General features: G+C 47.2%; 15 protein-coding genes, 1 tRNA gene, 1 pseudogene and 1 other annotated feature. Of the genes and pseudogenes, 5 read left to right on the top strand and 12 right to left on the bottom strand.

Going from position 1 to position 24989, the window contains the following annotated elements; genetic code table 11:
- Positions 1-519: pseudogene (locus QUA10_RS14365) on the top strand (CopG family transcriptional regulator); the annotation flags it as partial.
- 183 nt (positions 520-702) lie between these two features.
- Entirely contained in the window at positions 703-2331 is a 1629-nt protein-coding gene (locus QUA10_RS14360) for an FAD-dependent oxidoreductase (protein WP_333080346.1), read from the top strand.
- A gap of 160 nt (positions 2332-2491) precedes the next feature.
- Here QUA10_RS14360 and rplL read toward each other — a convergent pair whose 3' ends face one another.
- From rplL to rplS, 9 genes are all read right to left on the bottom strand, one after another.
- On the bottom strand, positions 2492-2884 hold the full coding sequence (gene rplL / locus QUA10_RS14355; RefSeq protein ID WP_333080347.1) for a 50S ribosomal protein L7/L12: 393 nt from the start codon (positions 2882-2884) through the stop codon (positions 2492-2494).
- Positions 2885-3022: 138 nt separating this feature from the next.
- On the bottom strand, positions 3023-3607 hold the full coding sequence (gene rplJ / locus QUA10_RS14350) for a 50S ribosomal protein L10 (RefSeq protein ID WP_333080349.1): 585 nt from the start codon (positions 3605-3607) through the stop codon (positions 3023-3025).
- Positions 3608-3636: 29 nt separating this feature from the next.
- Positions 3637-3809 (bottom strand) — a sequence feature (ribosomal protein L10 leader region).
- Positions 3810-3919: 110 nt separating this feature from the next.
- Positions 3920-4633: a 50S ribosomal protein L1 gene (gene rplA, locus QUA10_RS14345; RefSeq protein ID WP_333080351.1), complete on the bottom strand. Its 714-nt coding sequence runs from the start codon at positions 4631-4633 to the stop codon at positions 3920-3922.
- A 219-nt stretch (positions 4634-4852) separates the two neighbouring features.
- Entirely contained in the window at positions 4853-5278 is a 426-nt protein-coding gene (rplK, locus tag QUA10_RS14340; protein WP_006635588.1) for a 50S ribosomal protein L11, read from the bottom strand.
- Positions 5279-5281: 3 nt separating this feature from the next.
- The gene (gene nusG / locus QUA10_RS14335; RefSeq protein WP_333054359.1) at positions 5282-5920 is read right to left on the bottom strand and encodes a transcription termination/antitermination protein NusG; all 639 of its coding nucleotides are present in this window, start codon (positions 5918-5920) and stop codon (positions 5282-5284) included.
- A complete protein-coding gene (gene secE / locus QUA10_RS14330; RefSeq protein WP_333054360.1) occupies positions 5917-6150 on the bottom strand; it encodes a preprotein translocase subunit SecE in 234 nt (77 codons plus the stop codon). The genes nusG and secE overlap by 4 nt, the downstream gene beginning before the upstream one ends.
- 151 nt (positions 6151-6301) lie before the next feature.
- Positions 6302-6511 (bottom strand): hypothetical protein, encoded by a 210-nt coding sequence (locus QUA10_RS14325; protein ID WP_333054361.1) that lies wholly within the window; start codon positions 6509-6511, stop codon positions 6302-6304.
- Positions 6482-6554: transfer RNA gene (locus QUA10_RS14320), tRNA-Trp, on the bottom strand. The genes QUA10_RS14325 and QUA10_RS14320 overlap by 30 nt, the downstream gene beginning before the upstream one ends.
- 133 nt (positions 6555-6687) lie before the next feature.
- Entirely contained in the window at positions 6688-7071 is a 384-nt protein-coding gene (gene rplS, locus QUA10_RS14315) for a 50S ribosomal protein L19 (RefSeq protein WP_333054363.1), read from the bottom strand.
- Between the two features lie 67 nt (positions 7072-7138).
- On the opposite strand from rplS, the gene QUA10_RS14310 reads away from it, so the two are divergent.
- Positions 7139-8497: an inorganic phosphate transporter gene (locus QUA10_RS14310; RefSeq protein ID WP_333080352.1), complete on the top strand. Its 1359-nt coding sequence runs from the start codon at positions 7139-7141 to the stop codon at positions 8495-8497.
- Positions 8498-8743: 246 nt separating this feature from the next.
- On the opposite strand, the gene QUA10_RS14305 is transcribed toward QUA10_RS14310, so the two are convergent.
- Both QUA10_RS14305 and QUA10_RS14300 read right to left on the bottom strand, forming a co-directional pair.
- Positions 8744-12826: an amino acid adenylation domain-containing protein gene (locus QUA10_RS14305; RefSeq protein WP_333080354.1), complete on the bottom strand. Its 4083-nt coding sequence runs from the start codon at positions 12824-12826 to the stop codon at positions 8744-8746.
- Positions 12827-12944: 118 nt separating this feature from the next.
- Positions 12945-17891 (bottom strand): amino acid adenylation domain-containing protein, encoded by a 4947-nt coding sequence (locus tag QUA10_RS14300; RefSeq protein ID WP_333080355.1) that lies wholly within the window; start codon positions 17889-17891, stop codon positions 12945-12947.
- Between the two features lie 154 nt (positions 17892-18045).
- On the opposite strand from QUA10_RS14300, the gene QUA10_RS14295 reads away from it, so the two are divergent.
- Complete coding sequence (locus tag QUA10_RS14295) at positions 18046-19155, top strand: alpha/beta hydrolase (RefSeq protein WP_333080356.1); 1110 nt, start codon at positions 18046-18048, stop codon at positions 19153-19155.
- A gap of 79 nt (positions 19156-19234) precedes the next feature.
- Here the strand turns inward: QUA10_RS14295 and QUA10_RS14290 are convergent, their stop codons facing one another.
- Positions 19235-22570, bottom strand: coding sequence for an amino acid adenylation domain-containing protein (locus QUA10_RS14290; protein WP_333080358.1), 3336 nt, complete (start codon positions 22568-22570; stop codon positions 19235-19237).
- A 537-nt stretch (positions 22571-23107) separates the two neighbouring features.
- On the opposite strand from QUA10_RS14290, the gene QUA10_RS14285 reads away from it, so the two are divergent.
- Complete coding sequence (locus tag QUA10_RS14285) at positions 23108-24883, top strand: EamA family transporter (protein ID WP_333080360.1); 1776 nt, start codon at positions 23108-23110, stop codon at positions 24881-24883.
- The last annotated feature ends 106 nt before the right edge of the window (positions 24884-24989 follow it).

Below are 24989 nucleotides of genomic sequence, written 5' to 3'. Positions count from 1 at the left end.
GCTGAAAAAGAACACCGCGAACACGAGTTTCAGCAACAGCTAGCCGAAAAATCCAGTGCTCTGGAATCTTTGCAGCAGCAATTCGCTGAAAAAGAACACCGCGAACACGAGTTTCAGCAACAGCTAGCCGAAAAATCCAGTGCTCTGGAATCTTTGCAGCAACAGCTAGGCGAAAAATCCGCTGCTCTGGAATCTTTGCAGCAGCAATTCGCCACCGAAAAGCAAAATCTCGAAAGCCAATTCCAGGAAACCGTGTCGAAGTCGAGTTACGAATCTTTACAGCACGAGTTAGCAGAAAAGTCAAGTGCGATCGGCGACTTCCAAGTTAAACTGGCCAAGTTGCAATATCTGGAAAATGAATTGAGCCAGAGTGCAGCGATACAGCGAAATTACGACGCTTTGCAGCAACAGTCTCAAGAACAGCTAAGAACCATCAAAGCTTTGCGGGAACAGCTAACTCAAATGCAGGCTGTGGCTGGGATTGGCGAAGCTTATCTCAACAAGTGGCGGCGTCCCTGATTCTCCAATCGGCTACGGCAAAAACTCGGGTTGCTTGGGGCGATCCGGCTGCACCTTACCTCTGAAATGTCCTGTCAACTCGGACTCCTTCCTCTTGTAGCGATAGATTTCAACCTGTCGCTACAAGAGCTTTTTATTGCAAAATATGAGCATACTATTAAGAAATATTACAATAAATAAATTATGAGAGGCGATCGCACCCCTGAGAGCAAATCCAATCCAGCAGACACTAAGGGCCGCGTCACGGTAATTGGAGGCGGCATCGGCGGGCTGACAGCAGCAGCCCTGCTAGCCCGCAGAGGATACAAAGTGCTAGTCTTAGACCAGGCGATCGTCCCCGGAGGATGCGCTTCCACCTTCAAACGCAAAGGCTTTACCTTCGATGTCGGCGCCACGCAGGTTGCAGGATTGGAACCCGGAGGCATTCACCACCGAATTTTCTCAGAATTAGACATAGAACTTCCCGCCGCGACACCCTGCGATCCCGCTTGTGCGGTGTTTTTGCCGGGAGAAACCGCACCGATTAGCGTATGGCGAGATCCGCAAAAGTGGCAGGAAGAAAGGCAGCGGCAGTTTCCTGGAAGCGAACCTTTTTGGCAATTATTGTCTGCATTGTTCAAAGCTAGCTGGAAATTTCAAGGGCGCGATCCAGTTTTACCGCCCAGAAACTTATGGGATTTCTGGCAATTAATTCAAGCTGTTCGCCCCGATACTCTAATTACTTTGCCTTTCACTTTTATGACAGTGGGAGATGCTTTGCGGCTTTGTGGGTTGGGCGACAATTTGCGCTTGAAAACTTTTCTGGATTTGCAGTTAAAATTGTATTCTCAAGTCGATACCGAAGAAACGGCGCTACTTTACGCGGCGACGGCTTTAGGAGTTTCGCAAGAGCCACAGGGATTGTATCATCTACAAGGAAGTATGCAGGTATTGAGCGATCGACTTGTAGAGGCGATCGAACGAGACGGTGGCAAAGTTTTGTTGCGGCACACAGTTGAAAATATTGTCACAGCAAATGGCAAAGCCATCGGTACAGTGATTCGCAATCAAAAAACAGGCGAAGTTTGGACAGAAACAGCCGATCACATTGTTGCCAACGTGACCGCGCAAAATTTAGTAAAATTGTTGTCAAGCGAGCTGAGTGTCGGAAATTTAACTGATAATGTAACTGATAATTTATCCGTTAAATCAGAGAGTTCAGACACAAAAAACCAACTCCCGAATCAAATGGCCGGCTACAAATATCGAGTCGATAAATTGCCGCCCGCATCCGGTGCATTTGTCATATATTTGGGAGTGCATGAAAGCGCAATTCCGGCCAATTGTCCGCCGCACCTTCAGTTTCTCTACGATTACGACGGCGAGATTGGCGAGAATAATTCATTATTTGTTTCAGTCAGCCATCCGGGTGATGGTCGAGCACCGGAGGGAATGGCGACAATTATCGCTTCCTCATTTACTGATACTCGAATGTGGTGGAATTCTGTTGATTATGAAGGATTAAAGCAAAAATATACCGCAGGGGCGATCGCGCGTTTGAGCGAATATTTCAATTTGACGCCAGAGTCGATCGTACACCAAGAAGCCGCCACACCCCGCACCTTTGCCCGCTACACAGCGAGAGATAAAGGCGTTGTGGGTGGCATCGGGCAGCGAATACCAACCTTCGGCCCCTTCGGATTTGCGAACCGCACACCAATTAAAAACTTGTGGTTAGTAGGCGACTCCACCCATCCCGGAGAAGGCACTGCCGGTGTTTCCTATTCTGCTTTAACAGTAGTGCGACAAATGGAGGCCGCCTCTAAAATCTAAGAGGACACCGCATCGTGCCGTTTCCCTACGCCAAAAATAATTAATCGCGCGAGAGATGTAACTATCGCGCGATTAATTTTAGGGAATAGTTAACAGTCAACAGTCAACAGTCAACCATCATTCCGGTGTCACCAGAATTGATATTAACTACATTCTCTGACTACTTGATAGAAATTTTTGCGCCCACAGCTTCAAGCTGTTTCTTCATTTCTTCAGCAGCTTCCTTAGCAATAGCTTCCTTAACTGCTTTCGGTGCGGCTTCTACCAAGTCTTTTGCTTCCTTCAGGCCCAGACCGGTAATTGCGCGGACTTCCTTCAGAATTGCGATTTTCTTGTCAGCAGGAACTTCTTCGAGCATGACAGTAAACTCGGTTTGCTCTTCTACGGGTTCAGGAGCGGCACCACCACCCATACCAGGCATCATCATCATGCCGCCTACAGGAGCAGCAGCGCTGACGCCGAAAGCTTCTTCAATTTGCTTGACCAATTCAGATGCTTCGAGCAAAGTCAGAGACTTAAGTTTTTCCAAGATTTCGTCAGTTGCAGTAGACATTCGTTAATCTCCTAGTTCGATTGTAGATTTGGGATTTCAGATTTGAGATTTGCTCATTCATGATTAGTTTTTCGTCTCCAGTTGTCTATCTATTGCTAAATACTAATGACTGAGGACTAATGACTAATTACTAATGACTTACACAGATGCGCTTTCTGCTTCTGCTTCTGGTTGTGCTTCTGCTGCTACTTCGGCAGAATCGCCGTCTTTTTCAGCATAAGCTTTAAGACCGCGAGCGATCGAAGTAGGAACTTGATTGATACCCACAGCCAACTTGGTTGCGACACCGTTGATAGCGCCAGCAATTTGAGCCATGAGTTGTTCTTTCGACGGCAGATCGGCTAATGCTTTAACATCAGCTTCTTTCAGCACCCGTCCTTCCATCACGCCGCCGCGAAGTTCAGTCTTCTTAGAGACTTTTTGGAATTCTTGGTAAGCTTTAATCGCGCCGCCAATATCTTCTTGCACGAACAGAAACGCCGACGTACCGGTCAGCAATTCCTGTATCGGCTGCCAGGTTTCGTTGCCTTCAACCGCAATTCGCATCAGCGTGTTTTTTGCCACTTGGCAACTGCTGCCTTTCGGACGCAAACGCCGACGCAAATCTGTGATTTCAGCAACAGTTAAGCCCGTGTAGTCAATCACGATCGCCAGTTGAGATTCGCTCAAGGTTTGCTTGAGGTCTGCAATAATCTCATTTTTTACTGCTAAACTTTTGCCCATACTTATTTCACCTCCTTTTAGGATCGAAAACTGCCCACCAAAAACCCCGACCTTAGAGCCGGGGCAGAGAATTAAAAATTAACAAGTCAGAATTAAAAATAGAAAATTTCTAATCTTTGAGTCTTGAGTTTTTATTTCTTCAGCCTCGGCAGGAAATTAAGCGGTCGGCACCTGCGGTCTTCAGCTTATTGATTTTTGATTAGGCTATCACCAGAAGGCAGACATTAGCAGAGGTCTGGAGTAAGTCTTGTGAGAGATTTACACAGACAGCCGAAGCTGTCTTTTACCTTCTGCGTTCTGCTTAATTCTGTACTAGGCAGCGTCAATTTTCGTATCGCGCAGGGCACTGATATCGACTTCGATCGACGGGCCCATTGTTGCGGATACGTACAAACTGCGCCAGTAGCGACCTTTAGCACCAGAAGGACGGTTGCGATCAACAGTTTCTTGCAAAGCATGAAGGTTGACCAGCAAATCTTCCGCTGAGAAAGCTGCCTTGCCAAACATAACATGAACGATGCCAGTTCGATCGGCACGGAATTCTAGTTTACCACCTTTAAACTCGTTGATCGCCTGAGCAATGTCAGTCGTCACCGTGCCACCTTTCGGAGAAGGCATCAAACCGCGCGGGCCCAACAACCGACCCAATTTTGCCACCAACGGCATCACGTCTGGGGTAGCAATCAGGCAATCGAAGTCCATCATGCCCTTCTGAATTTCATCGATCAACTCTTCAGAACCAGCAATATCCGCGCCGGCATTTAGAGCTTCTTTAACTTTTTCGCCCTTAGCAATCACCGCAATTCTGACTACTTGACCAGTTCCTTTTGGTAGCGATACAGTTGTCCGCAACTGTTGGTCAGTATATTTCGGGTCAATTCCCAAACGGATGTGAGCTTCAGCAGCTTCGCCAAACTTAGCGGTTGCTGTTTCTTTCAAAAGTTGCAGAGCTTCCAGCGGTAGATAAGGTCTATCTTCTACTTTCTTTTGAAGTTCTTGCAGTCTTCGCGATACTTTCTTTGCCATTGTTATCTCCTGGGGTCAGTCGATTTTAGATTTTAGATTTTAGATTTTAGATTGAACCTATCGGACAATCTTAAAATCTACCCGTTTTCGGTTACTAGCGAAGCTTTGCTTCTCCCCCTGAACCGACTTAGGATTTGCGATTTGAGCTTGAAGATTTTAGCTTCAACATCCTGAATTACTGACAACTGCCAACTGTCAACTGACAACTGACAACTGACTTTAATCCGCGATCGCCACGCCCATATTTTTAGCCGTTCCTGCCACAATTTTCATAGCAGCCTCAACATCATTAGCATTGAGGTCAGGCATTTTGGTTTCAGCGATTTCTCGTAACTGAGCCTGTGTAATCGTCCCTACTTGCTTGCGATTAGGTTCTCCCGAACCCTTAGCAATGCCAGCGGCTTTTTGAATCAAAACCGACGCCGGCGGAGTTTTGAGAATAAACGTAAAACTGCGGTCTTCAAAAACCGAAATTTCTACCGGAACCACCAGACCCGCTTGGTCTGCGGTTCTAGCATTGTACTCCTTGCAAAACATCATAATATTGACGCCGTGCTGACCCAGAGCTGGGCCGATCGGAGGAGCTGGGTTGGCTTTTCCCGCCGTAATCGCCAACTTAATTACTGCAACAACTTTCTTTGCCATTAGTTAGTTCTGTTTCTGAACCTGATTGAACTCCAATTCTACAGGCGTATCGCGCCCAAAAATCGAGAGTAAAACTTTGAGCTTGTTTCGTTCCGGGCTAACTTCAATCACATCACCTTCAAAATCCTTAAATGGCCCGGAAAGTACCACAACGTGGTCTCCAGTAGACATCGATACTTTGACAACTGGTTCTGATTCCTGAGCGTTTCTGAAGATCCGTTCTACTTCCGAATGACTCAGAGGTAGCGGTTTGACGTGACCCCTGCCGCGCCCGTAGCGGCGTTTCTGCTCTGCCCCGACAAAATTAATTACATTCGGGGTATTTTTGATCACCTGCCACGTATCCTCGTCCATAAACATACGGATGAGTACGTAGCCGGGAAAGATTTTTTCATCTGACTGCCGCCTGGAACCGTCTTTGCCGACTTTGATTGCCGGAGTTTGCGGAATTTCTACTTGAACGATGCGATCAGCAACATCCAAAGTTTGAATCCGCTGCTGCAAGTTTGCCTTCACGCGCTTTTCGCAGCCAGAGGCAACTTGAACAGCATACCAGCGAGCATCAATCTCCGGCACATCTGGCGATGCTGCCTGTCCCGTCGCTTCTGTGGAATACTCAGATTCTTCTGATGCAAAAGTCATGGCCCAAACACCTTTCCCGCGCCCCAGTTAAAGAAGTTATCCACCAAATAGATCAGGCTTGCTGAGAGGATTACCATCAAAAGCACGGCCAAAGACTCGCTGATTAGCTGCTGCCGGCTCGGCCAAACCACTTTGTCGAGTTCTTCTCTAGTTTCCTTAAAAAAACCCGCAGGGTCAAACCCAGGCGCCGTTATTTCTTGAGTTTCTTGAGCTTCGTCTTTTTTCGCCATGATTCAATCCCCCTTGCGATTTTAGATTTTAGATTTTAGATTTTAGATGGTGTGAGTGGCCCGCGGCTCTCAGATTTTGTGACACTAACCACTTACGCCCAAGTCCCAAATCTCAAATCTAAAGCCACGACTTTTTTACAAGCCCAACCAATCAACGGCGTAAATGCCGATCGCCGAAACCGATGATCGAGAAGCCACACCGAGCATTTGTTGATGGCATTTTTTGCGAACCGCCCACAAAAATTAATTCTACCCGAAAGTTTGCGGTTTTGACTGTTGCCAGCCAATAATCCGGGCGCTTTCGGGCAGAATTTAATGTTTGGTGATTCAGCGCGCCCTGGAGGACTTGAACCCCCGACATCAGGTTTTGGAGACCTGCGTTCTACCAACTGAACTAAGAGCGCACAGGTGAGGTTGCTGAAATTCGCTTAACCTCTAGATTTCTATTTTAACACAGTGCGCTCGTAAATGGGAAACTTTTTTTGAAATTTTTTAATTTCCCATGAACCATGAACCAAGGGAAAGCTGGGTGCATTCCTACAGGGAGCGATCGAACCGCTGTTTGACGCGAGTAGCTTTGCCCACCCGATCGCGCAGGTAGTAAAGTTTTGCTCTGCGGACTTTCCCGCGGCGCATCACTTGGATCGTCGCGATGCGGGGCGAGTGAATCAAAAACACCCGTTCCACGCCGACGCCCTGAAACACGCGGCGGACGGTGATTGTTTCATTAATCCCGCCGTTACGCATGGCAATCACAGTCCCTTCGTAGGGCTGAACCCGTTCTTTGTTACCCTCTTTAATTCTTACGCCGACTCGCACTGTGTCGCCGACGTAAATTTCGGGAACTTGTTTATTGAGTTCTTGCTTGACTCTATCTATTTCTGCCGTTTCGATAGAACGGATTATTTCTGCGCCTTTCATCGGATTTACCAAAACTCACAATCCCTTATCATATATCGAAATGCCCGTTTTATGTCAAAAAATTTCTATGTTAGATACCTCTGGGGTCGTATTTCTGCAACTAGGGGCAATGGCTGCACTGGCCTTGTACGTCGCCGCCAACTTGGGGGCCAACGATGTCGCTAACTCGATGGGGACATCCGTAGGCTCGAAGGCGCTAACGCTGCGGCAGGCAATAATTGTTGCAGGCATACTGGAGTTTTCCGGCGCAGTGCTGTTTGGGCAAGGAGTTTCCGAAACTCTGGCAACAGGAGTTGTTAATGCACAAGTGTTCGCCACCCAACCGCAAGTATTTTTAATCGGGATGGTGTCAGTGCTGATAGCTTGCGGGATCTGGCTGCAAATCGCTACCAGTCGAGGTTTGCCGGTTTCTTCATCCCATGCAGTGGTGGGCGCGATCGCCGGTTTTAGCTGTGTTGCAGCCGGAATTAATGCAGTTGATTGGCGAACCATCGGCACAATCTCCCTAACTTGGGTGGCGACACCGATCGCCAGCGGTGCTTTAGCCGCACTATTTTACAGTGTCGTGAAGTATTCGATTCTCGATCGACCAGATCCTCTATCTCAAATGCGCGAGTGGATACCTTGGCTGAGTGCAGCAATGCTGAGCGTATTTGGGATAATTGTACTGCCGTCTGTTGTGGATGTTGCTTTGGTGCAGACAGGGGCGATCGCCGCCACGCACGATCGATTTGGCTGGAATCTGCCAATTCACGATATTGTCATCGGCATTGGGAGTATGGGGGCGATCGTCCTCACACTCAATAGCTGGAAAAAATTAGAATCAGTTGAAAACCCAGAAGGCAGAGGGGAAAAGGCAGAAGGAATAAGTACAAACTCATCCCCCACTCCGACACACCGTCACTCTCTCATCGAGCAACAAATGGCTAGATTTCAAGTCTTGAGCGCTTGTTTTGTAGCATTTTCCCACGGTTCCAACGACGTAGGAAATGCAGTTGCTCCCCTAGCTGCGATCGCCTACATCCGGCGCACAGGTTCATTTCCCTCAGAAGATTTCAGCGTTCCCCTGTGGATTTTAGTTCTCGGAGGCGCAGGAATAGTCATCGGTTTAACCATCTGGGGAAAAAATGTAATTGCCACAGTCGGCGAAAAGATCATCGAACTCCAACCAAGCGGCGGATTTTGCGCGGAATTAGCCACAGCCACCACAGTCTTGCTAGCATCCCGCTTCGGTTTGCCAGTTTCCACATCCCACGCTTTAGTCGGTGCAGTCGTCGGAGTCGGGCTGATCAAAGCTTGGAAAACAGTACGCTTGCAAACTTTGCTGTCAATTGGTTCGGCTTGGCTGGTGACAATTCCGATCGCAGCAGGTTTGGCTGCTATCATCTTCAGCATCGCCCAATCGATTTTAGATTTTAGATTTTAGATTTTAGATTGAGGAATTTGATCGCAGTCAACAGTCAACAATCACGGATGGATGGTGCAACCGGAATTGATCTAATTCATCTGCGTTAATCTGTGTTTATCTGCCCTCATCTGCGGTTTAAAAAAGAGAATGTAAACCGCAGATGACAATGGATGGACGCTGATTCACGCAGATGAAGATCAGATTCAGGACTAATAGCGCTTTCGCACATCAAACCCGGTTGTGGCACACCAGCACGCGGGCCACTCAATCACTTAATTCCTTCTCCAAGCAATGCTTTAGCTGTTGAGCCAGCACCTCGACACAGGGCTTTCTCAGCATAGTCAGGTGATTCCCAGGAACTCTAATTACCTCTACTTTTTGGGCCGTTAATTCGCTCCAGCCAAGAGTCGGATCTTGATGACTCATGCTTAGCTGTTCCCTCGATCTAAACAGAGTAATTCGCTGCGGATAAATTTTCGGTACATAGCTGAGAGTTGCTTGACTGTTAGCCTGAAATACAGTAAACATTGAGGGAATTGCCAGCTCACGCCAGCTCCGTTCTTTTGACTCCTGAGATAGGATGCTAACCATAACGGCCTGTTTCCAATTCCAGCGATGCAAAAAATTAGCTGCCAAATTAAGCATCTTATTTAATGTCGGAAATTTGGCTGCAATACCGCCACTTTGAACATTTTCCGCAGCAGCCACCAAGCGAAAATAATCTACTACAAAAGGCCAGATAGAGCGCGAAACAGTAGTCAGAATAAACTTGCAACCGTCCCAAAAAGAAGGTTTGTTAGCAGAAACCGGCGCTAAAGTATCCAGCACAGCAAGCAAAGCCACTTCATCCCCCACTGCGAGCAACTGTTGAGCCATCTCAAAAGCAACCAAACCTCCAAAAGACCAGCCTCCTAAAAAATAAGGCCCTTTTGGTTGAACTGTACGCAAAGCTGCGATATAGTCACTCGCCATGTCTTTAATGCTAGTTAAGGGAGAACTTTCGCCATCAATACCCTTTGGTTGCAACCCGTAAAACGGTTGATTTTCTCCTAGCTGAAACGCTAACTCGACATAAGGAAATACCACGCCAAATATGGGATGGACGCAGAAGAACGGGGGATTTTTACCGCGAGGCTTAATTGCAACTAAAGGCGACCATTCTAGAGAATTTGTTCCCGAATATAGCGAATCTGCTAAACCTTCAATTGTCGGATGTAAAAAAAGAGCAGACAGCGGCAAATCGCGCTCAAATTGCTGGTTGATCTCATTGATGAGGCGGATTGCCAGCAGGGAATCTCCACCCAAATCGAAGAAGTTATCGCGAATGCCAACGCACTCTGCGTTGAGGATTGTGGCCCAAATTTGGGCGAGGGTTGACTCGGTTGGTGTGCGAGGTGCAAGGCAGCTTTGATCTATGGAATTACTTGTTAAATTCCCCGGTGCAGGTAGGCGCAGGCGGTCAATTTTGCCATTGGGAGTTAGGGGCAGAAAATCCATCGCCACAAAAGCACTGGGAATCATGTAATTGGGCAGTTGTTGTTTGAGAAAATTGCGTAGTTCCCCGGGATTAAGGGTCTGCTCGGAATTGGGGACAACATAAGCAACTAGGCGTTTGTTGCCAGACAAATCATCCACAGCAACCGCCGCTGTTTCTTTGACTGCTGGATGCTGAACCAACAGCGCTTCAATTTCTCCCAATTCTATTCGATAACCGCGAATTTTTACCTGTTCGTCAGTGCGGCCTAAAAACTCAATATTGCCGTCGGGAAAATAGTGAGCTAAGTCACCAGTTTTATAAATTCTTTCTCCTGCTTTCTGGCTAAACGGATTAGCAATAAATCGCTGGGCGGTTAATTCGGGGCGGTTCAGGTAGCCTCGCGCCAATCCGCTGCCGCCGATGTACAATTCACCGGGAATTCCCACGGGTACAGGCTGTAAATTTTTATCTAAAATATAGAGTTGAGTGTTAGCTATTGGGCGGCCGATGGGCGGTTTTTTGCTATCGCCAATTTCGGCAAAACTTGACCAGACTGTGGCTTCTGTAGGGCCGTAAGCGTTAAAAAATCTGCGCCCAGAACCCCAGCGTTTAACAATCTCCGGGGAACAGGATTCGCCAGCACAGATGATTGTTTGCAGTGCGGGAAGTTCGGCGTTTGGAAGGACAGCTAGCAGGGAGGGCGGGAGGGTAGCGTGGGTAATAGCATTGTCGTGCAAAAATTGGATTAATGTTTGTCCGGGCAACAAAGATTCTTTCTTGGCACAGTAAAGTGTTGCTCCGGTTCCCAAGGCCATGACAATCTCAAAGATTGAGGCATCAAAACTCAGGGAGGCGAATTGCAAAATGCGGTGATTTGAGTTTAAGTTAAAAGCTTCTATTTGAGCTAGGGCTAAGTTGTAGAGTCCCCGATGTTCGATTAAAACGCCTTTGGGTTTTCCGGTTGAACCAGATGTGTAAATGACGTAGGCTAGGTTTTCTGGTAGGAGATTTGTAGTTGGGTTTTCTGGGCTTTGTCGGGCGATAATTTCTCTGTCGGAATCCAAACACACTACTGAAAAAACTCCGGAATTTTCCGGCTGGGTTAATTTTTTTGCTAAGTGCTGCTGAGTTACCAAAATCGGCACCTGAGCATCTTCTAACATGAAGTTAAGCCGCTCTTGAGGATAAGTTGGATCTAAAGGCAGGTAGGCTGCGCCTGCTTTGATAATGCCTAGCAATCCGACGATCGCATCTAAGGAACGTTCTACACAAAGGCCCACTAAAACTTCTGGTGCTGCTCCCAATTGCTGCAAGTAACGTGCAAGTTGGTTGGCTCGGCTGTTGAGTTGGCGGTAGGTTAACTGCTGGTTTTCAAAGACGGCGGCTACAGCATGGGGCGATCGCGCGGCTCGATCTTCAAATAGCTGATGGAAACACTGGTTTTGCGGATAATCTCTCTGAGTGTCATTCCAATCGATTAATAATTGCTGGTATTCTGGGGCTGTCAGCAAAGCCAAGTCGCTGAGGTGCTGTTTGGGATTGGCAACAATGGCTTCAAGCAGCCTTTGGAAATGTCCCGCCATGCGCGCAATTGTAGCGCTATCAAATAAATCTGTGCTGTAGACAAATTGCCCTTGAATACTTCCTGCATTTTCCCACAAGTGGCACTCTAAATCGAGCTTGGCGGTTCCCGCGTCAAAGTCGATCACCTCTCCAACGATTCCCGGCAATTCTAGCGCTGCTACAGGAGTGTTTTGCAGGCTGAAACTAACTTGAAATAGGGGGTTGCGGCTCAACTCGCGATCGGGGTGCATTTCCTCAACCAACTTCTCAAAGGGCAAATCTTGGTGCGCGTAGGCTGCCATTGCGACGTTTTTTACCCGATGCAATAGTTCCCGAAAAGTTGGGTTTCCTGATAAATCTGCACGCAGCACTAAACTGTTGACAAAAAAACCGATTAATGCTTCTATTTCGCTTAAGTTGCGATTGGCGATCGGCGTTCCTACGGTAATATCTACTTGTCCTGTATAGCGGTACAGCAAAGTTTGAAAAGCGGCTAGTAGAGTAATAAATAAAGTCGCGCTTTCTTGCTGGCTCAACGACTTTAGCGCCTCGCTCAAAACAGGTGATAGCGTTATAAATTGTTTGGCGCCGCGGTAGGATGGAACGGCAGGTCTTTGCCTGTCAGTTGGTAGATTGAGTGCGGTAATTCCGTTTAACTGCTGCCGCCAATAAGCTAACTGCGTTTCTAATACTTCGCCCTGCAACCATTGGTGCTGCCACTCTGCAAAGTCTGCGTACTGCACGGGCAGTGCTAGTAAGTGCGAAATCCCATTTTTTACAAATGCTGTGTAGAGCGTTCCCAGCTCTCGAATTAGCACTCCAATCGACCAACCATCAGCAACAATATGATGTAAATTCAGCAACAATATATGTTCTGTTTCACTCAGTTGTAACAGCGTTACTTTAAATAACGGCCCGGCGGCTAAATCGAAAGGGCATTGCGCTGCATCGGTTGCGAGTTGCAGCACTGCGGTTTCCTGCTGATTGGGCGAAAGATTTTGTAAGTCGATTGTGGGAAGAGATACGGTTAAAACGGGAGCAATAACTTGTACGAGTTCCCCTTCCAAAAGCGTAAAAGTGGTGCGTAAAGTTTCATGCCGCTGCACAATTTCATTGAAGGTTTGCTCTAAAGATCTTAAGTTGAGCGAACCAGTTAAGCGGAGCGCTGTTGAAACATTATAGAAAGGATTACCCGGTGCTAATTGATTGAGGAACCAAAGCCGCTGCTGAGCAAACGATGCGGGAAATACAAAAACTTCTGTTTCTTGCTGCATACTTATCGAAATTGCATCCTGTTCAACAGCCATCCTTTTCATTTACTTTCTAGATTCAACATCTTGCCCAACCCAAAAACCATCTTAAAATTATCTGCGTTTATCAGCGTTAATCTGCCCTTCATCTGCGGTTGCTCTATCAATCAAAAATTCAGGGAATAGGTCCATTAAAAGACGATAGCTTCCGCCGCCGACTATCGCGCGAAATCGGCACTAAAGGCGGAGCATCACTTTTAGCATTCTTATCTTTCAAACTCTCAACAACCTTAGATAATTCTGAAATTGTCGGCGCTTCAAAAACCCGGCGCAAAGGCAACTCTACCCCGAAAGCATCTCGCACTCTAGAAACAAGCTGAGTCGCCAGCAGCGAATGGCCTCCCAATTCAAAGAAATTGTCCCGGATACCCACTCGCTTTATCCCCAAAACCTCAGCCCAAATTTTCACTAAAACTTCCTCAATAGAAGTCTGAGGCGCAACATAACCGCCAGCCCATTCTAACTTAATCGGCTGCGGTGCAGGCAAAGCGAGGCGATCGACCTTTCCGTTAGCCGTCACAGGTAGCGACTCCAGCACCACAAAAGCCGACGGAACCATATATTCAGGCAGTTTTTCTGCTAGATAAGCCTGCAACTGCGGCACTAATTTACGCGCTGCTTTAGCTTGTAAGGGATTGTTAGCATAAGAGCGCCAAGGACGCAAGTTATCGCTTCGGGTTTCTCGCACAAAATCTCTAATTTCGTCCCGTGCAAACACTACATCGTAGCGCCCTTGACCGTCGGAATTAGACCAACTAATATTAACATTATACGGAACTTCCAAAGCATACCAAGCTTCGGGATCTACTCCTAAATCCTCGATTTTTTCCACGGCTTTCTGCAACTGACCTGCCGTTGAAAATTTATCGACAACAGACAGCAATTCTGCCGCCTTAACTGCTGCCGTTACCCGCGCATTAGGCACATTAGCAATTCTTAAAACATCGAGTTGATTTTCCAATAACATTTGTTGCACATTGGCAACAGTCATATTCTGATTTTCAACCGACCAATCCAGCCGTTTTTCAGCGCCCCGATCCCCTTCTGACGATGATTTTGGGCGTGCTGTTTCAGACGCAATATGCAGAATAGCATTGTACCGAAAATCAGTTAACTCATTGCGATCGCTACCGCGAATTAATTGAATTTCTACGCCGCCAATCTGCGGAAAGCGGTGCTTTAATGCGCTAAAAAAATTTGGATCGATAACTAACTCTGTTTCTTGAAAAATTTGCATTTGTACTCGCTGCTGCAACTGTTCGCTCGAAAGAGAAGGTTCGGCTTGATACAGTTGTACCGAAGCGTGAAAAGCTGCCAGCAACGGCAAGCTGCGGACATCTCCGATGAATATAAAGCCGCCGGGGGCAGTTGCTTTCACCGCACCTTCTAGCACCTGCACGAGATAGTCGATAGTCGGGAAATATTGCACGACTGAGTTGAGGATTACTGCGTCAAAAGCTGCTGTCTCTACTCCTTCAAAGTCTGTCGCCATTTTCTGAAGCAGCGTTACATTCGCTAACTCTTTATTGGCCAAGTGCTGCCGAATATAGTTGAGCGAAATAGGTGAAAAGTCTGTGCCGCAATATTGAGTGCAGCGAGAGGCAATTTGGAACAGCAACAAACCTGTGCCGCAGCCAATTTCTAACACTCGGCTAGGCTGCAAAGCTAAAATTTGGGCGGCTTGATTTTTCGCCCAGTCGCGCATCTGTTCTGCTGGGATTGGCTGATTAGTATAACTGCTATTCCAGCCGACAATATTAAATGTTGGATCTGAGTCAACAGCAGGTTGATTGTAAGTTTCATTGTAGAGCATTTGCCACTGCAAAACCTGTTCGTCCTGCAATTGCATTATTTGGTTTTTTTCGCTGGCACTGCTATATTCAGGATTCAGGGCAACATAAGCTACTAAACGTTTATCTCCCTGTCCATCTTCCGAAGCTATTGCTACAGTTTGCTGCACGGCGGGATGTTGACTTAATACTGTCTCGATTTCTCCTAATTCGATGCGGAAACCGCGAATTTTTACTTGTTCGTCAATGCGTCCCAAAAATTCAAGGCTGCGATCGCCTCTGTAGCGCACTAGGTCGCCGGTTTTGTAAATTCGCTCTCCTAAATTTGGTTTAAAAGGATTGACAATAAAGCTTTGTGCAGTTAAATCTGGGCGGTTGAGGTAGCCGCGAGCGAGTCCGTTTCCGCCGATGTACAATTCGCCAACAACGCCCACTGGTACGGGCTGCAAATATTTGTCTAATATGTAGATTTGAGTGTTAGCAATGGGGCGGCCAATTGTCGGGGCGATGTCTGTTTGCTCTGTTGCAGGAATATAACCGGAAGTTGTGACGACGGTATTCTCGGTTGGACCGTAATTATTTACTAGCTTAAAGGGATGGGATTTTAAAGGATGTTGTTGCAGTTTTTCGCCGCCTGCGAGCAAGATTCGCAACGCTGTTGTTTGAGGCCAATCTAATAGCAAAACTTTCTCGGCTAAAGGTGTTGGCAAAAAGCTAATGGTGATGGCGTTTGATACTAACCAGTTTTGCAGTTTTTCAGGATCTCGCCTGATGTCATCTTCTGGAAAGTAGATGCTAGATCCCGCGGCGAGATAAGGCCAAATTTCCCACCCGCAAGCATCAAAGCCGATCGCTGCAATTTGCGTTGCTCGATCGCCCGCTGACACCCCAAACTCTCTTTGATGCCAAAAAACGAGATTTAACAAGCTCCCGTGCTCAATTTCCACTCCTTTCGGCTTTCCCGTGGAACCGGAGGTGTAAATCGCGTAAACCAGATTTTCGGCTGTGGCTGCGCTGGTGGGATTGTCGGCGATTTCTTGGGAAATCATCTCCCAGTCTGTGTCTAGAAAAACAACCCTTGGATGGTGAATTTTATCATCTGACTGTGTTTCTAGATTTTGCACTTCGCCATCATCCACCAGGGAATAAATTCCCTGGCTCATAGCTGAAGTCGGCTGAAGCCGACTGGAAACTTGTCCTCCTTCAGTCGTCTTTAGACGACTTTCGCTATTAGACAGGGAATTTATTCCCTGGCGGGTAAGCAATACTGACACTTGAGCATCTTTTACCATAAAGCTCGATCGCTCAGCAGGATAGCTCGGATCTAAAATTAAGTAAGCTCCTCCCGCTTTCAGGATACCCAACATCCCCACAATCAGATCGAGCGATCGCCCGCAGCAAAGCCCGACTAAAACTTCCGCCCCAACCCCCATTTTTTGCAAATAACGTGCTAGTTGGTTGCTGCGGAGATTGAGCTGCTGGTAGGTGACTCGCTCCTCTCCAAATACCAGCGCCACCGCATCCGGTGTCCGATCCGCCTGCATTTCAAATAGCTGATGGATGCACAAATCTTGCGGATAATCCGCCTGAGTATTGTTGCATTCAACTAACAAACGATCGCGCTCTTGGGCGCTCAAATATTGCAAGTTGGCAATTCGCTCTTCGGGATTTGCCACAATGCTTTCTAACAGAGTTTGAAAATGCCCGATCAGGCGCGCAATCGTAGCTTCATCAAATAAATCGGCGCTGTAAATAACCATGCCACCGATCCCCTCCGAGCTATCAACCCACAGCTTATTGCTGGGCGATTGGTTGCTTCCCGAGCTGTTGGGCGATCGCTCCCACAAATGAAACTCCAAATCAAACCGCGCTGTACCCACATCTAACTGCTGCGGGCTGAGTGTTAATTCTGGCAATTCTAACCGATTCCCCGGCGCGTTTTGCAGCGCAAACGCCACCTGAAATAAGGGATTTTGGTTCAACGCGCGATCGGGGTGCAGTTCTTCTACTAACTTCTCAAACGGCAAATCTTGGTGAGCGTAAGCTCCTAATGCTACCTCTTTGACTCGGTTTAAAAGTTCCCGAAAAGTTGGATTTCCCGACAAATCTGTACGCAGTACCAAACTGTTGACAAAAAAACCGATTAATGCTTCAATTTCACTGCGGTTGCGATTGGCGATCGGCGAACCTACAACAATATCTTCTTGCTGCGCGTAATGGTAAAGCAACGTTTTAAAAGCTGCCAGCACAGTCATAAACAGCGTCACTCCTTCGCGCTGGCTCAACGTTTCTAAAGCCTCGCTCAGTTGTTTTGGCAGTTGCAAAAATTGCCTTTTGCCTCGGTAACTTTGAATTGCTGGCCTGGGTCGATCCGCAGGCAAATTTAGCATAGAAATGCCGTTTAACTGCTGCCGCCAGTAAGCAAGCTGCGTTTCTAAAACTTCCCCTTGCAGCCATTCGCGCTGCCATTTTGCAAAATCAGCATACTGGACCGACAAAGCCGGTAAAGGCGAAGGTTTTTCGCTAGCAAATGCCGTGTAAAGTGCGCCTAATTCCTGAACAAGCACCCCGATAGACCAACCATCGGAGACAATGTGGTGCATATTCAGCATTAGTAAATATTCGGCATCATCTAACTGCAATAATGTGACTCGCAGCAACAAGTCCTCGGACAAATTGAAAGAGCGTTGAGCTTCCTCAGTGGTGAGCCTGTTTGCTTCAGTTTGTCGAGATTCCTTTGGCAAGTTTCGCAAGTCCACTACATTAATCGGGAGGTGGAAAGCAGCAGCTATTCTCTGAACGGGTTGCCCCGAAACTACTGCTAAAGTCGTGCGTAAAGCTTCGTGGCGACGCACAATTTCATTGAAAGTTTGTTGCAGCGCCGCAAAGTTGAGCGAACCTGTCAAACGCAATGCTGCGGGAACATTATAGAAGGGATTGTTCGGTACTAATTGGTCGAGAAACCACAAGCGCTGCTGTGCAAAGGAAAGCGGTAGATTTCCTTCCCGCCCCATAGGAACAATCGGTGTAGGAGTGAAACTAGAAGTACGATTAGCTGCTTTTAAAAATGAAATAATTTCGGCTTTTTTCTGAGAAATTTCTGCCCGCAGTTCGGGTGTAAGAATTCCTTCGGGAGCATTGCAGCGCAGGATCTCGCCCTCAACAAAAATATTAATATCTAGACTGCGAAGGTAAGATAAAAACTCAACTAACTCCACCCTGACAGAATCTCTGGCATTTGGCGATGAACTCGCTATTTTTGGATCGGGCATTTTGAGTCATCCTGTCATTACTTGGGCAAATCAATCAAAGAAATTCCACCAGTGCACAAGTTAAGAGCTTAACCGATCGCTTGCTTACTGTGGCCTAACCTGAGTATGATTCTGTTTGAATCCGCAACCAAAATCCTACCCAAGGTTTCAGCTTATGCCGTTCATGCCTTTCAATTTCCTGTTCCTATGGCTGGTGGGACTGCTGTCCATCGGGGTACTTGGCGGAGGTATATACATTATTTACGAATGGTACATCGGCGAACTTGTAGGGATTTCCTACTTAGTCAGCGGAGTATTGATGCTTCTTTGGTCTGTTGGCGGCCGCTTTATCAGTTTGCCGCTGTTCCGCCGCCCCGGTGCTGACGAACCGAAGCCGACGCGGACGGGTTCGGTTCAGCGAATAGAGAGGCCTGATGGCACTATTTTACAAGTAGAATTCTACGGCCCAGAGGACGGACAGCCGATTATTCTCTCCCACGGTTGGGGGCCGAACAGTATGGTTTGGTATTACGCGAAACGGCAACTAACCGATCGCTTCCGAGTGATTGTTTGGGATCTTCCAGGTTTGGGAAAATCCACTCGACCAAAAAACAGCGACTACTCCCTAGAAAAATTTGCCCGCGATCTCGAAGCCGTCATTGCCATAGCAGGAACTAAACCTGTTATCCTACTCGGACACAGCATGGGCGGCATGATTTCTCTAACATTCAGTCGGCTGTTTCCAGAACTTCTCGGTAGTCGAGTAGCTGGTTTAATTCTGGTAAATACGACTTATACTAATCCCGTCAAAACCGCTATTTTTAGCGGTTTATTACGCGCTTTGCAGAAGCCGCTGCTTCAACCTATCCTCTATCTCACAATAGCTCTTGAACCGATTATGTGGGGAATGACTTGGCTGAGCTATCTCAATGGTTCACTGCACATCAGTGTAGAATTATCGGGATTTAAAGGCACTGAAACGCGCGGTCAATTAGAGTTTTCCGCTTTCTTATCAGCCTTGGGTTCTCCCGGCGTTCTCGCTCGTGGCACATTGGGAATGCTCAAATTTGACGAAACAAAAACTTTGCGATCGATTGACATTCCTGTGTTGGTGATATGCGGCGATTCAGATATTGCCACTACCCCCCCAGCCAGCCTGCGGATGAAAGCAGAATTACCTCAAGCAGAGCTAGTTACTATAAAGCGAGGAGGACACATGGCATTAATGGAACACAACCAGCAGTTTTCCGAAGCTGTCAGGGCCTTCTGCACAGAAATTTCCTGACTAAAAATGTGATAGGTACGTAGTTGCGGTTCAGCGCTCTTTGATAGGCCTAGAGAGCGCCCAAACGCCACTACATACCTTAAAATTCTACATCCTCTCGCTCATTTTTGTCAGTTCTGGGAGTATCCAAACCTTTCGCTGCCCAACGCATTGTTTCAATGTATTTTGCCAGACTCGCCACAGTTGGAGCCTCAAACAAATTGCTGACTGGTAACTCGACTTGCAAAGCGTCTCGGATGCGAGAAATCAACTGAGTTGCTAGCAGGGAATGCCCGCCTAGTTCAAAGAAATTATCGTAGATACTAACTTGCTGTTTTCCCAAAACTTTAGCCCAAATTTTCCCTAGCATTTCTTCGAGCTCGGTCCTAGGCGCTACATAATTTTCTGTTATATCCTCGCTGTCTGTATCTATATCGGGCAAGGCGCGGCGGTCTACTTTGCCATTAGGCGTCAGTGGCATATTCTCCAAGACTGCATAACTTGCAGGAACCATATATCCTGGTAACTTTTCTTTCAATAATTGGCGCAAGTCACTTGACTTAAGATTGGGAATTTCTAATTTTTCATTAATGCCGTCAGGAATAACATAAGCTACCAAATGTTTATCGTCTGGGATGTCTTCCCTCACAATTACTACTGCTTCGCGCACTTGTGGATGCTGGCACAAAGCCGCTTCAATTTCTCCCAACTCGATGCGGTAGCCGCGAATTTTTACTTGGTCGTCAACGCGACCTAAAAACTCGATGTTGCCGTCAACCCAATAGCGACCTAAATCACCTGTTTTATAAAGGCTAGAACCATATTTATTGCTAAAAGGGTTAGGAATGAATGCAGCAGCAGTTAAATCAGGCTGGTTGAGGTAGCCTTTCGCCAATCCGTCACCGCCGACGTACAATTGACCTATAACACCGATCGCCACGGGCTGCAAATCCGCATCGAGGAGATAAATTTGCGTGTTGGCGATCGGGCGGCCGATAGGGATAGAGGTTGCGGTTTCGGGTACGTCTTGCACGCAATAATAAGCCGAAAATGTGGTATTTTCTGTAGGGCCGTAAACGTGAATTAATTGAGTGGTTTGCGCCTGTTTTAGAACTTTTTTAACCCATCTCATATCGACCGCTTCTCCGCCAAACAGCAAGCAGCGCAGCGAATTAAAAGCTTGCGGTAAAACTCTAGCAATTTGTTGAAATAAGGCAGTTGTTAAAAACAAAACGGTGATGCCTTTTTGGCGCAGTTCTAAGGCTAAGTCGTGCGGCGAAAGGGTAATATTGGTGCTAATTCCCACGAGTTGAGCGCCGTTAAGCAAGGCTCCCCAAATCTCGAATGTGGCTGCATCGAATGAAGCGTTTGATGCTTGGGCAATTTTATCGCTAGGTTCTATTTTTATGTAGTTGGTGTTGAGTACCAGCCGATTTACTGCTTTGTGGGTGACAGCAACTCCCTTGGGTTTTCCTGTGGAGCCAGATGTGTAAATAACGTAAGCTAGGTTGTCTGCTGTTACGGTGTTGGCGGGATTTTCGGCGCTTTCTTTTGCTATGTGTTCCCAGTCGCGATCGAAGTAAATCACCGAGTTTGAGAAGTCTCGGAAATTCTCAATCAATTTATCCTGAATTAGCAAGACTTTAACTTGAGCATCTTCCAGCATCAAGTTTAGCCGATCGCGCGGATAGCTCGGATCTAACGGTAGGTAAGCCCCTCCGGCTTTCAGTATAGCCAACATCCCGACAATTAGGTCGATCGATCGATCTGCACAAAGCCCCACTAAAACCTCCGCGCCCACGCCCATTTTTTGCAGGTAGCGCGCCAGTTGGTTGCTGCGACTGTTAAGTTCTCTGTAAGTGAGGTGCTGGCTGTCGAAAGTTAGGGCGACATCCTCCAGATGCTGCTGGACTCGCTCTTCAAATAACTGATGAATGCACTTATTTTGAGGATAATTTGTCCAAGTATCGTTCCATTCTTTGAATAATTGATTCACTTCATCCTCGCTCAATAAAGGTAAGTTAGCGATTCTTTGTTCGGGATTAGCCACAATGCTTTCCAGCAGCGTTTTAAAATGCCTCAGCATTCGGGCGATCGTAACTTCATCAAATAAATCTGTATTGTATACAGCTAAGCCTCTGAGACCTTCCGAATCTTCCCAATGTTCGCCGTACCTGCTCCTAAAATTATCGGAAGCTTCCCACAAATACAGCTCTAAATCAAAGCGCGTTGTTTGAGTCTCCAAAGGAAAAGAACTCAACTTTAATTCTGGCAATTCTAGCTCGTCCAGCGGCGCATTTTGCAGCCCGAATACCACCTGAAACAGCGGGTGGCGATTCAACGATCGCTCTGGGTGCAATTCCTCGACGAGCTTCTCAAAAGGCAAATCTTGGTGAGCGTAAGCTCCCAGGGTTACTTCCCGCACCCGGCCCAAAAAATCTCGGAATCTCGGGTTTCCCGAGCAGTCTGTTCGCAGCACTAAAGTATTGACAAAAAAACCGATTAATGCTTCTATTTCGCTGCGATTGCGATTGGCGATCGGCGAACCTACAACAATATCTTGTTGTTGCGAGTAACGGTAAAGCAAAGTTTGAAATGCTGCGAGCAGTGTCATAAATAAAGTCGCTCCTTCTCGCTGCGAGAGCGCTACAAGTGCGTCCTTCAAGTTTTTTGGCAGTTCTAAATATTGAGTTTTTCCGCGATAATTTTGTCTAGCTGGTGCAGGGCGATCTGTCGGCAAATTTAACACAGAAATCCCGTGCAATTGCTGCCGCCAATAAGCAAGCTGAGTTTCTAATACTTCACCTTGCAGCCATTCGCGCTGCCACTCGGCAAAATCGGCATATTGAAGTGATAATTCTGGGAGGGGAGATGGCTGTTGATTTATCAAAGCTGTATAGATAGCCTCCAGTTCTCGAATTAGCACACCGATCGACCAATCATCGGAGGCGATGTGGTGCATATTTAGTAAGAGAATATGCTCGGTTTCTGTCAGCCGCAGGATAGTTACTCGCATCAGCGGCCCGGTGGATAAATTGAAAGGGCGGAGAGATTCTGCTGCGGAGAGTTTCTTTGCTTCTGTTTGCCGTTGTTCTGGCGGCAAATCTTGCAAGTCTAATACTTTTAACTTAGTCTTGAAAGCGGGAGAGATTATCTGCACTGGTTGCCCTGATACCGCGGCGAAAGTGGTTCGCAAAGTTTCGTGGCGCTGCACTATTTCGTTGAAGGTTTGCTCTAAGGCTGTTAAGTTGAGGGAACCAGTTAAGCGAAGTGCGGTTACTACATTATAGAAAGGGTTATCCGGTGCGAATTGGTCGAGAAACCACAAGCGCTGCTGGGCAAATGAGGCGGGGAAGACAAAGACTTCGGCTTCTGAGGAAATATTCAGTTTTTGTAGATCGCTGGTAAAGGAATTGTCATAAATTTCGGATGCCATATCTGTTGCTCTTGGGGGATGGGATGTGTTAATTTTTTGATGGCGCGGGGTGGCTTTTTCAGGGTGCGATCGTCTCTTAAAACTTTCGCGAGCAAAAGATCGGAACTGTTAAAATCATAAACCTGGGTGCGGGAGTGCGGGAGAAAGGCGGGCAAAAGAAACCAGATTTCTGGCCGCAGCATCAAGTTATCCATTGAGGGGCTAGGAGTGCGACCCCCCAATCAAATTTAGTCGCGGAACGGGATCTTAGGCTTGTGATTCGGGTGCAATCGGGTGAGTTAGATGCGAGAATTACCGGGAGCAATCCGTGGAGAGGTCATGCTGTAGTATGATTTCTAATTGCACAAAGTGTTCTTGGGGCGATTCCCTGCCGGATAGCTTTGCTTCACGCAATTTTCTCACATTTGTAGCTTAGCGACTACTATTGATTCAACAGTGTCCGCAATCTTTTAGAGCCACTCACTAGAACTTGCGACCTGATTTGTCACAATACTTAAGAACACAGAACGTGCAGTTTAAATTAGAGGTTATAGGCTAATGGCGCAGCGGAACGTATACTCGTCAAAGGGCGAGCCAGAGGATGCACAATCAGCAGAAGAAGTCCTTCACTCAGTAATGCAAGAACTGGACGCTTTGCATGAAAATGTCAAAGGCCAGTTAAATCAAGACATTACTCGGCTGCAAACTGAAAAAAATCACCTGATTGAAGATATTGAAGACCTGCGGGAGCAATATCGCAAATTGCAGTCTCAGCAAATGGAATCTCTGTCTGGGCGATACATTCAGCAGCAGCAATTGTGGCTGAAGCAGTTGGCTCAAGTTTTGGCTCACAATTTGCAGGATTTGTTGGTGCAGCGGTTCAACGAACTCAGCGCTAACTCGGGAAATTCTCTCAGCAGCCCGATTCCCAGCGGCGAGTTCCCGATACCCCTGCCGCCGAGCAACTACGACGAACGAGCCTCGCAGTTGCTGGCGGCGCTGGATGAAAGGATTGATCGCAGTTTCCAGATGCTGGAACAAGATTTAACCAGTTACGAAAGCGAGCTTTCTGTGCGGCTCAACAACATGAAAACCCTGGAACTGCAAGGGGAAGAGCTGTTACAAAATCTCGTAAACCGCATCAGGGAAGAACTCGAAGAAGAAGAAGAATATCTTGAGAATCCTTTCGATGCTCAAGATTCCTATGTCGAAGAATCAACTAATTCTGTTAATTCTGTCCGCCCGCAACTTCTGCAGTCAACACCTGTGGAAAGGCCGCGGGAAGCCGTGCCGGAACCCTCTTTAGTGCCCTCTCCAGCAACCGCTAAAGCACCTTCTGTACAGACAGGTTTGGTGCTGGCTTTGTCTTCGGCGGTGGTATTGTCGCTATTTAATGTTTGTTTGAGAATTCTGATTAAAGGCAAAAATCCTCGGGTGGTTTTTGGCTTGTTTGAATTTCCGGGGGTGGTGACTCCCGGTTTTGGAAATTCTTTGTTGATTTTGTTGATGCGGCTGATCGTGGTGATGGCTTTGATGCCGATATTGGCGACATTTCTGTATCCTTCTGTGTGGAAAGATATTAGGCGGTTGTTCCAGTCGGGCGATCGAGCTTTGTGGAGTAAAGTTTTAGGAAGCGCATTTTTTCTGTTTTTGTCTCAGGTTTTGATTTATTTGGCGATCGGCAATATTCCGGCGGGGATTGCGATTACGATTTTCTTTATTTATCCGATCGTCACCGTACTAGGTTCTTGGATATTGTTTGGCTCTCGCCCTAGCAAAGTCGGCTTTTTCGCGATCGTCGGGATTACCGCAGGTCTGATTTTAGCTGGGTGGCCGAGTTTTGCTGCCCCAGCTCCGGGCGGTGGCAATGTGGGAGTGGGAGTCGCAGCAGCACTGGCTTCTGGGATTACCTTTGCAGGTTACGTATTGCTGACGCAAATGGCCGCGGGCAAGCTGCACCCAATTCCTTTTAGTTTAGTTAATTTCGCCGCGATTTTTGTATTTTCCTCCCTGAGTTTGTGGGTGCCGCTGTCGGAAAATTTTTCTCCTAAAATCGACCAAAATGTTTGGCCGGGTTTGATTGTGGGAGGCGTTGTTTTAGGGGTGCTGACGCTGTTTAGCTATCTTTTGAATAATTTTGCCATCCGCTTTGCGGGGGCTGCCTTAGCGTCAGTAATTGGCACTTTGGGGCCGGCAATGACCGCACTCTTCGGTTTTCTAATTATCAATGAGAAGTTGCAGCCTGTGGCAATTCTCGGCATGGCTGTGGTGACGTTGAGCGTGGCTGCTATGAGTGTGGAACGCATAGTCGCTCCTCAAAAGAAGGCTAGTTAATATCAATTCCGGTTGCAATCCTTATGATTTTTGACTGTTGACGGGGGGGTCGAAAAACTGAATGATTGAGTGTTAACTGTTACTCGATTTTATTATTCCGATGCAA

The sequence above is a fragment of the Microcoleus sp. Pol8_D6 genome, from assembly GCF_036700965.1.
In the GTDB taxonomy this organism is placed as follows: domain Bacteria; phylum Cyanobacteriota; class Cyanobacteriia; order Cyanobacteriales; family Microcoleaceae; genus Microcoleus.
The sequence above is the reverse complement of the archived record's forward strand: the minus strand, read 5'-3'. Positions and strand labels throughout refer to the sequence as shown.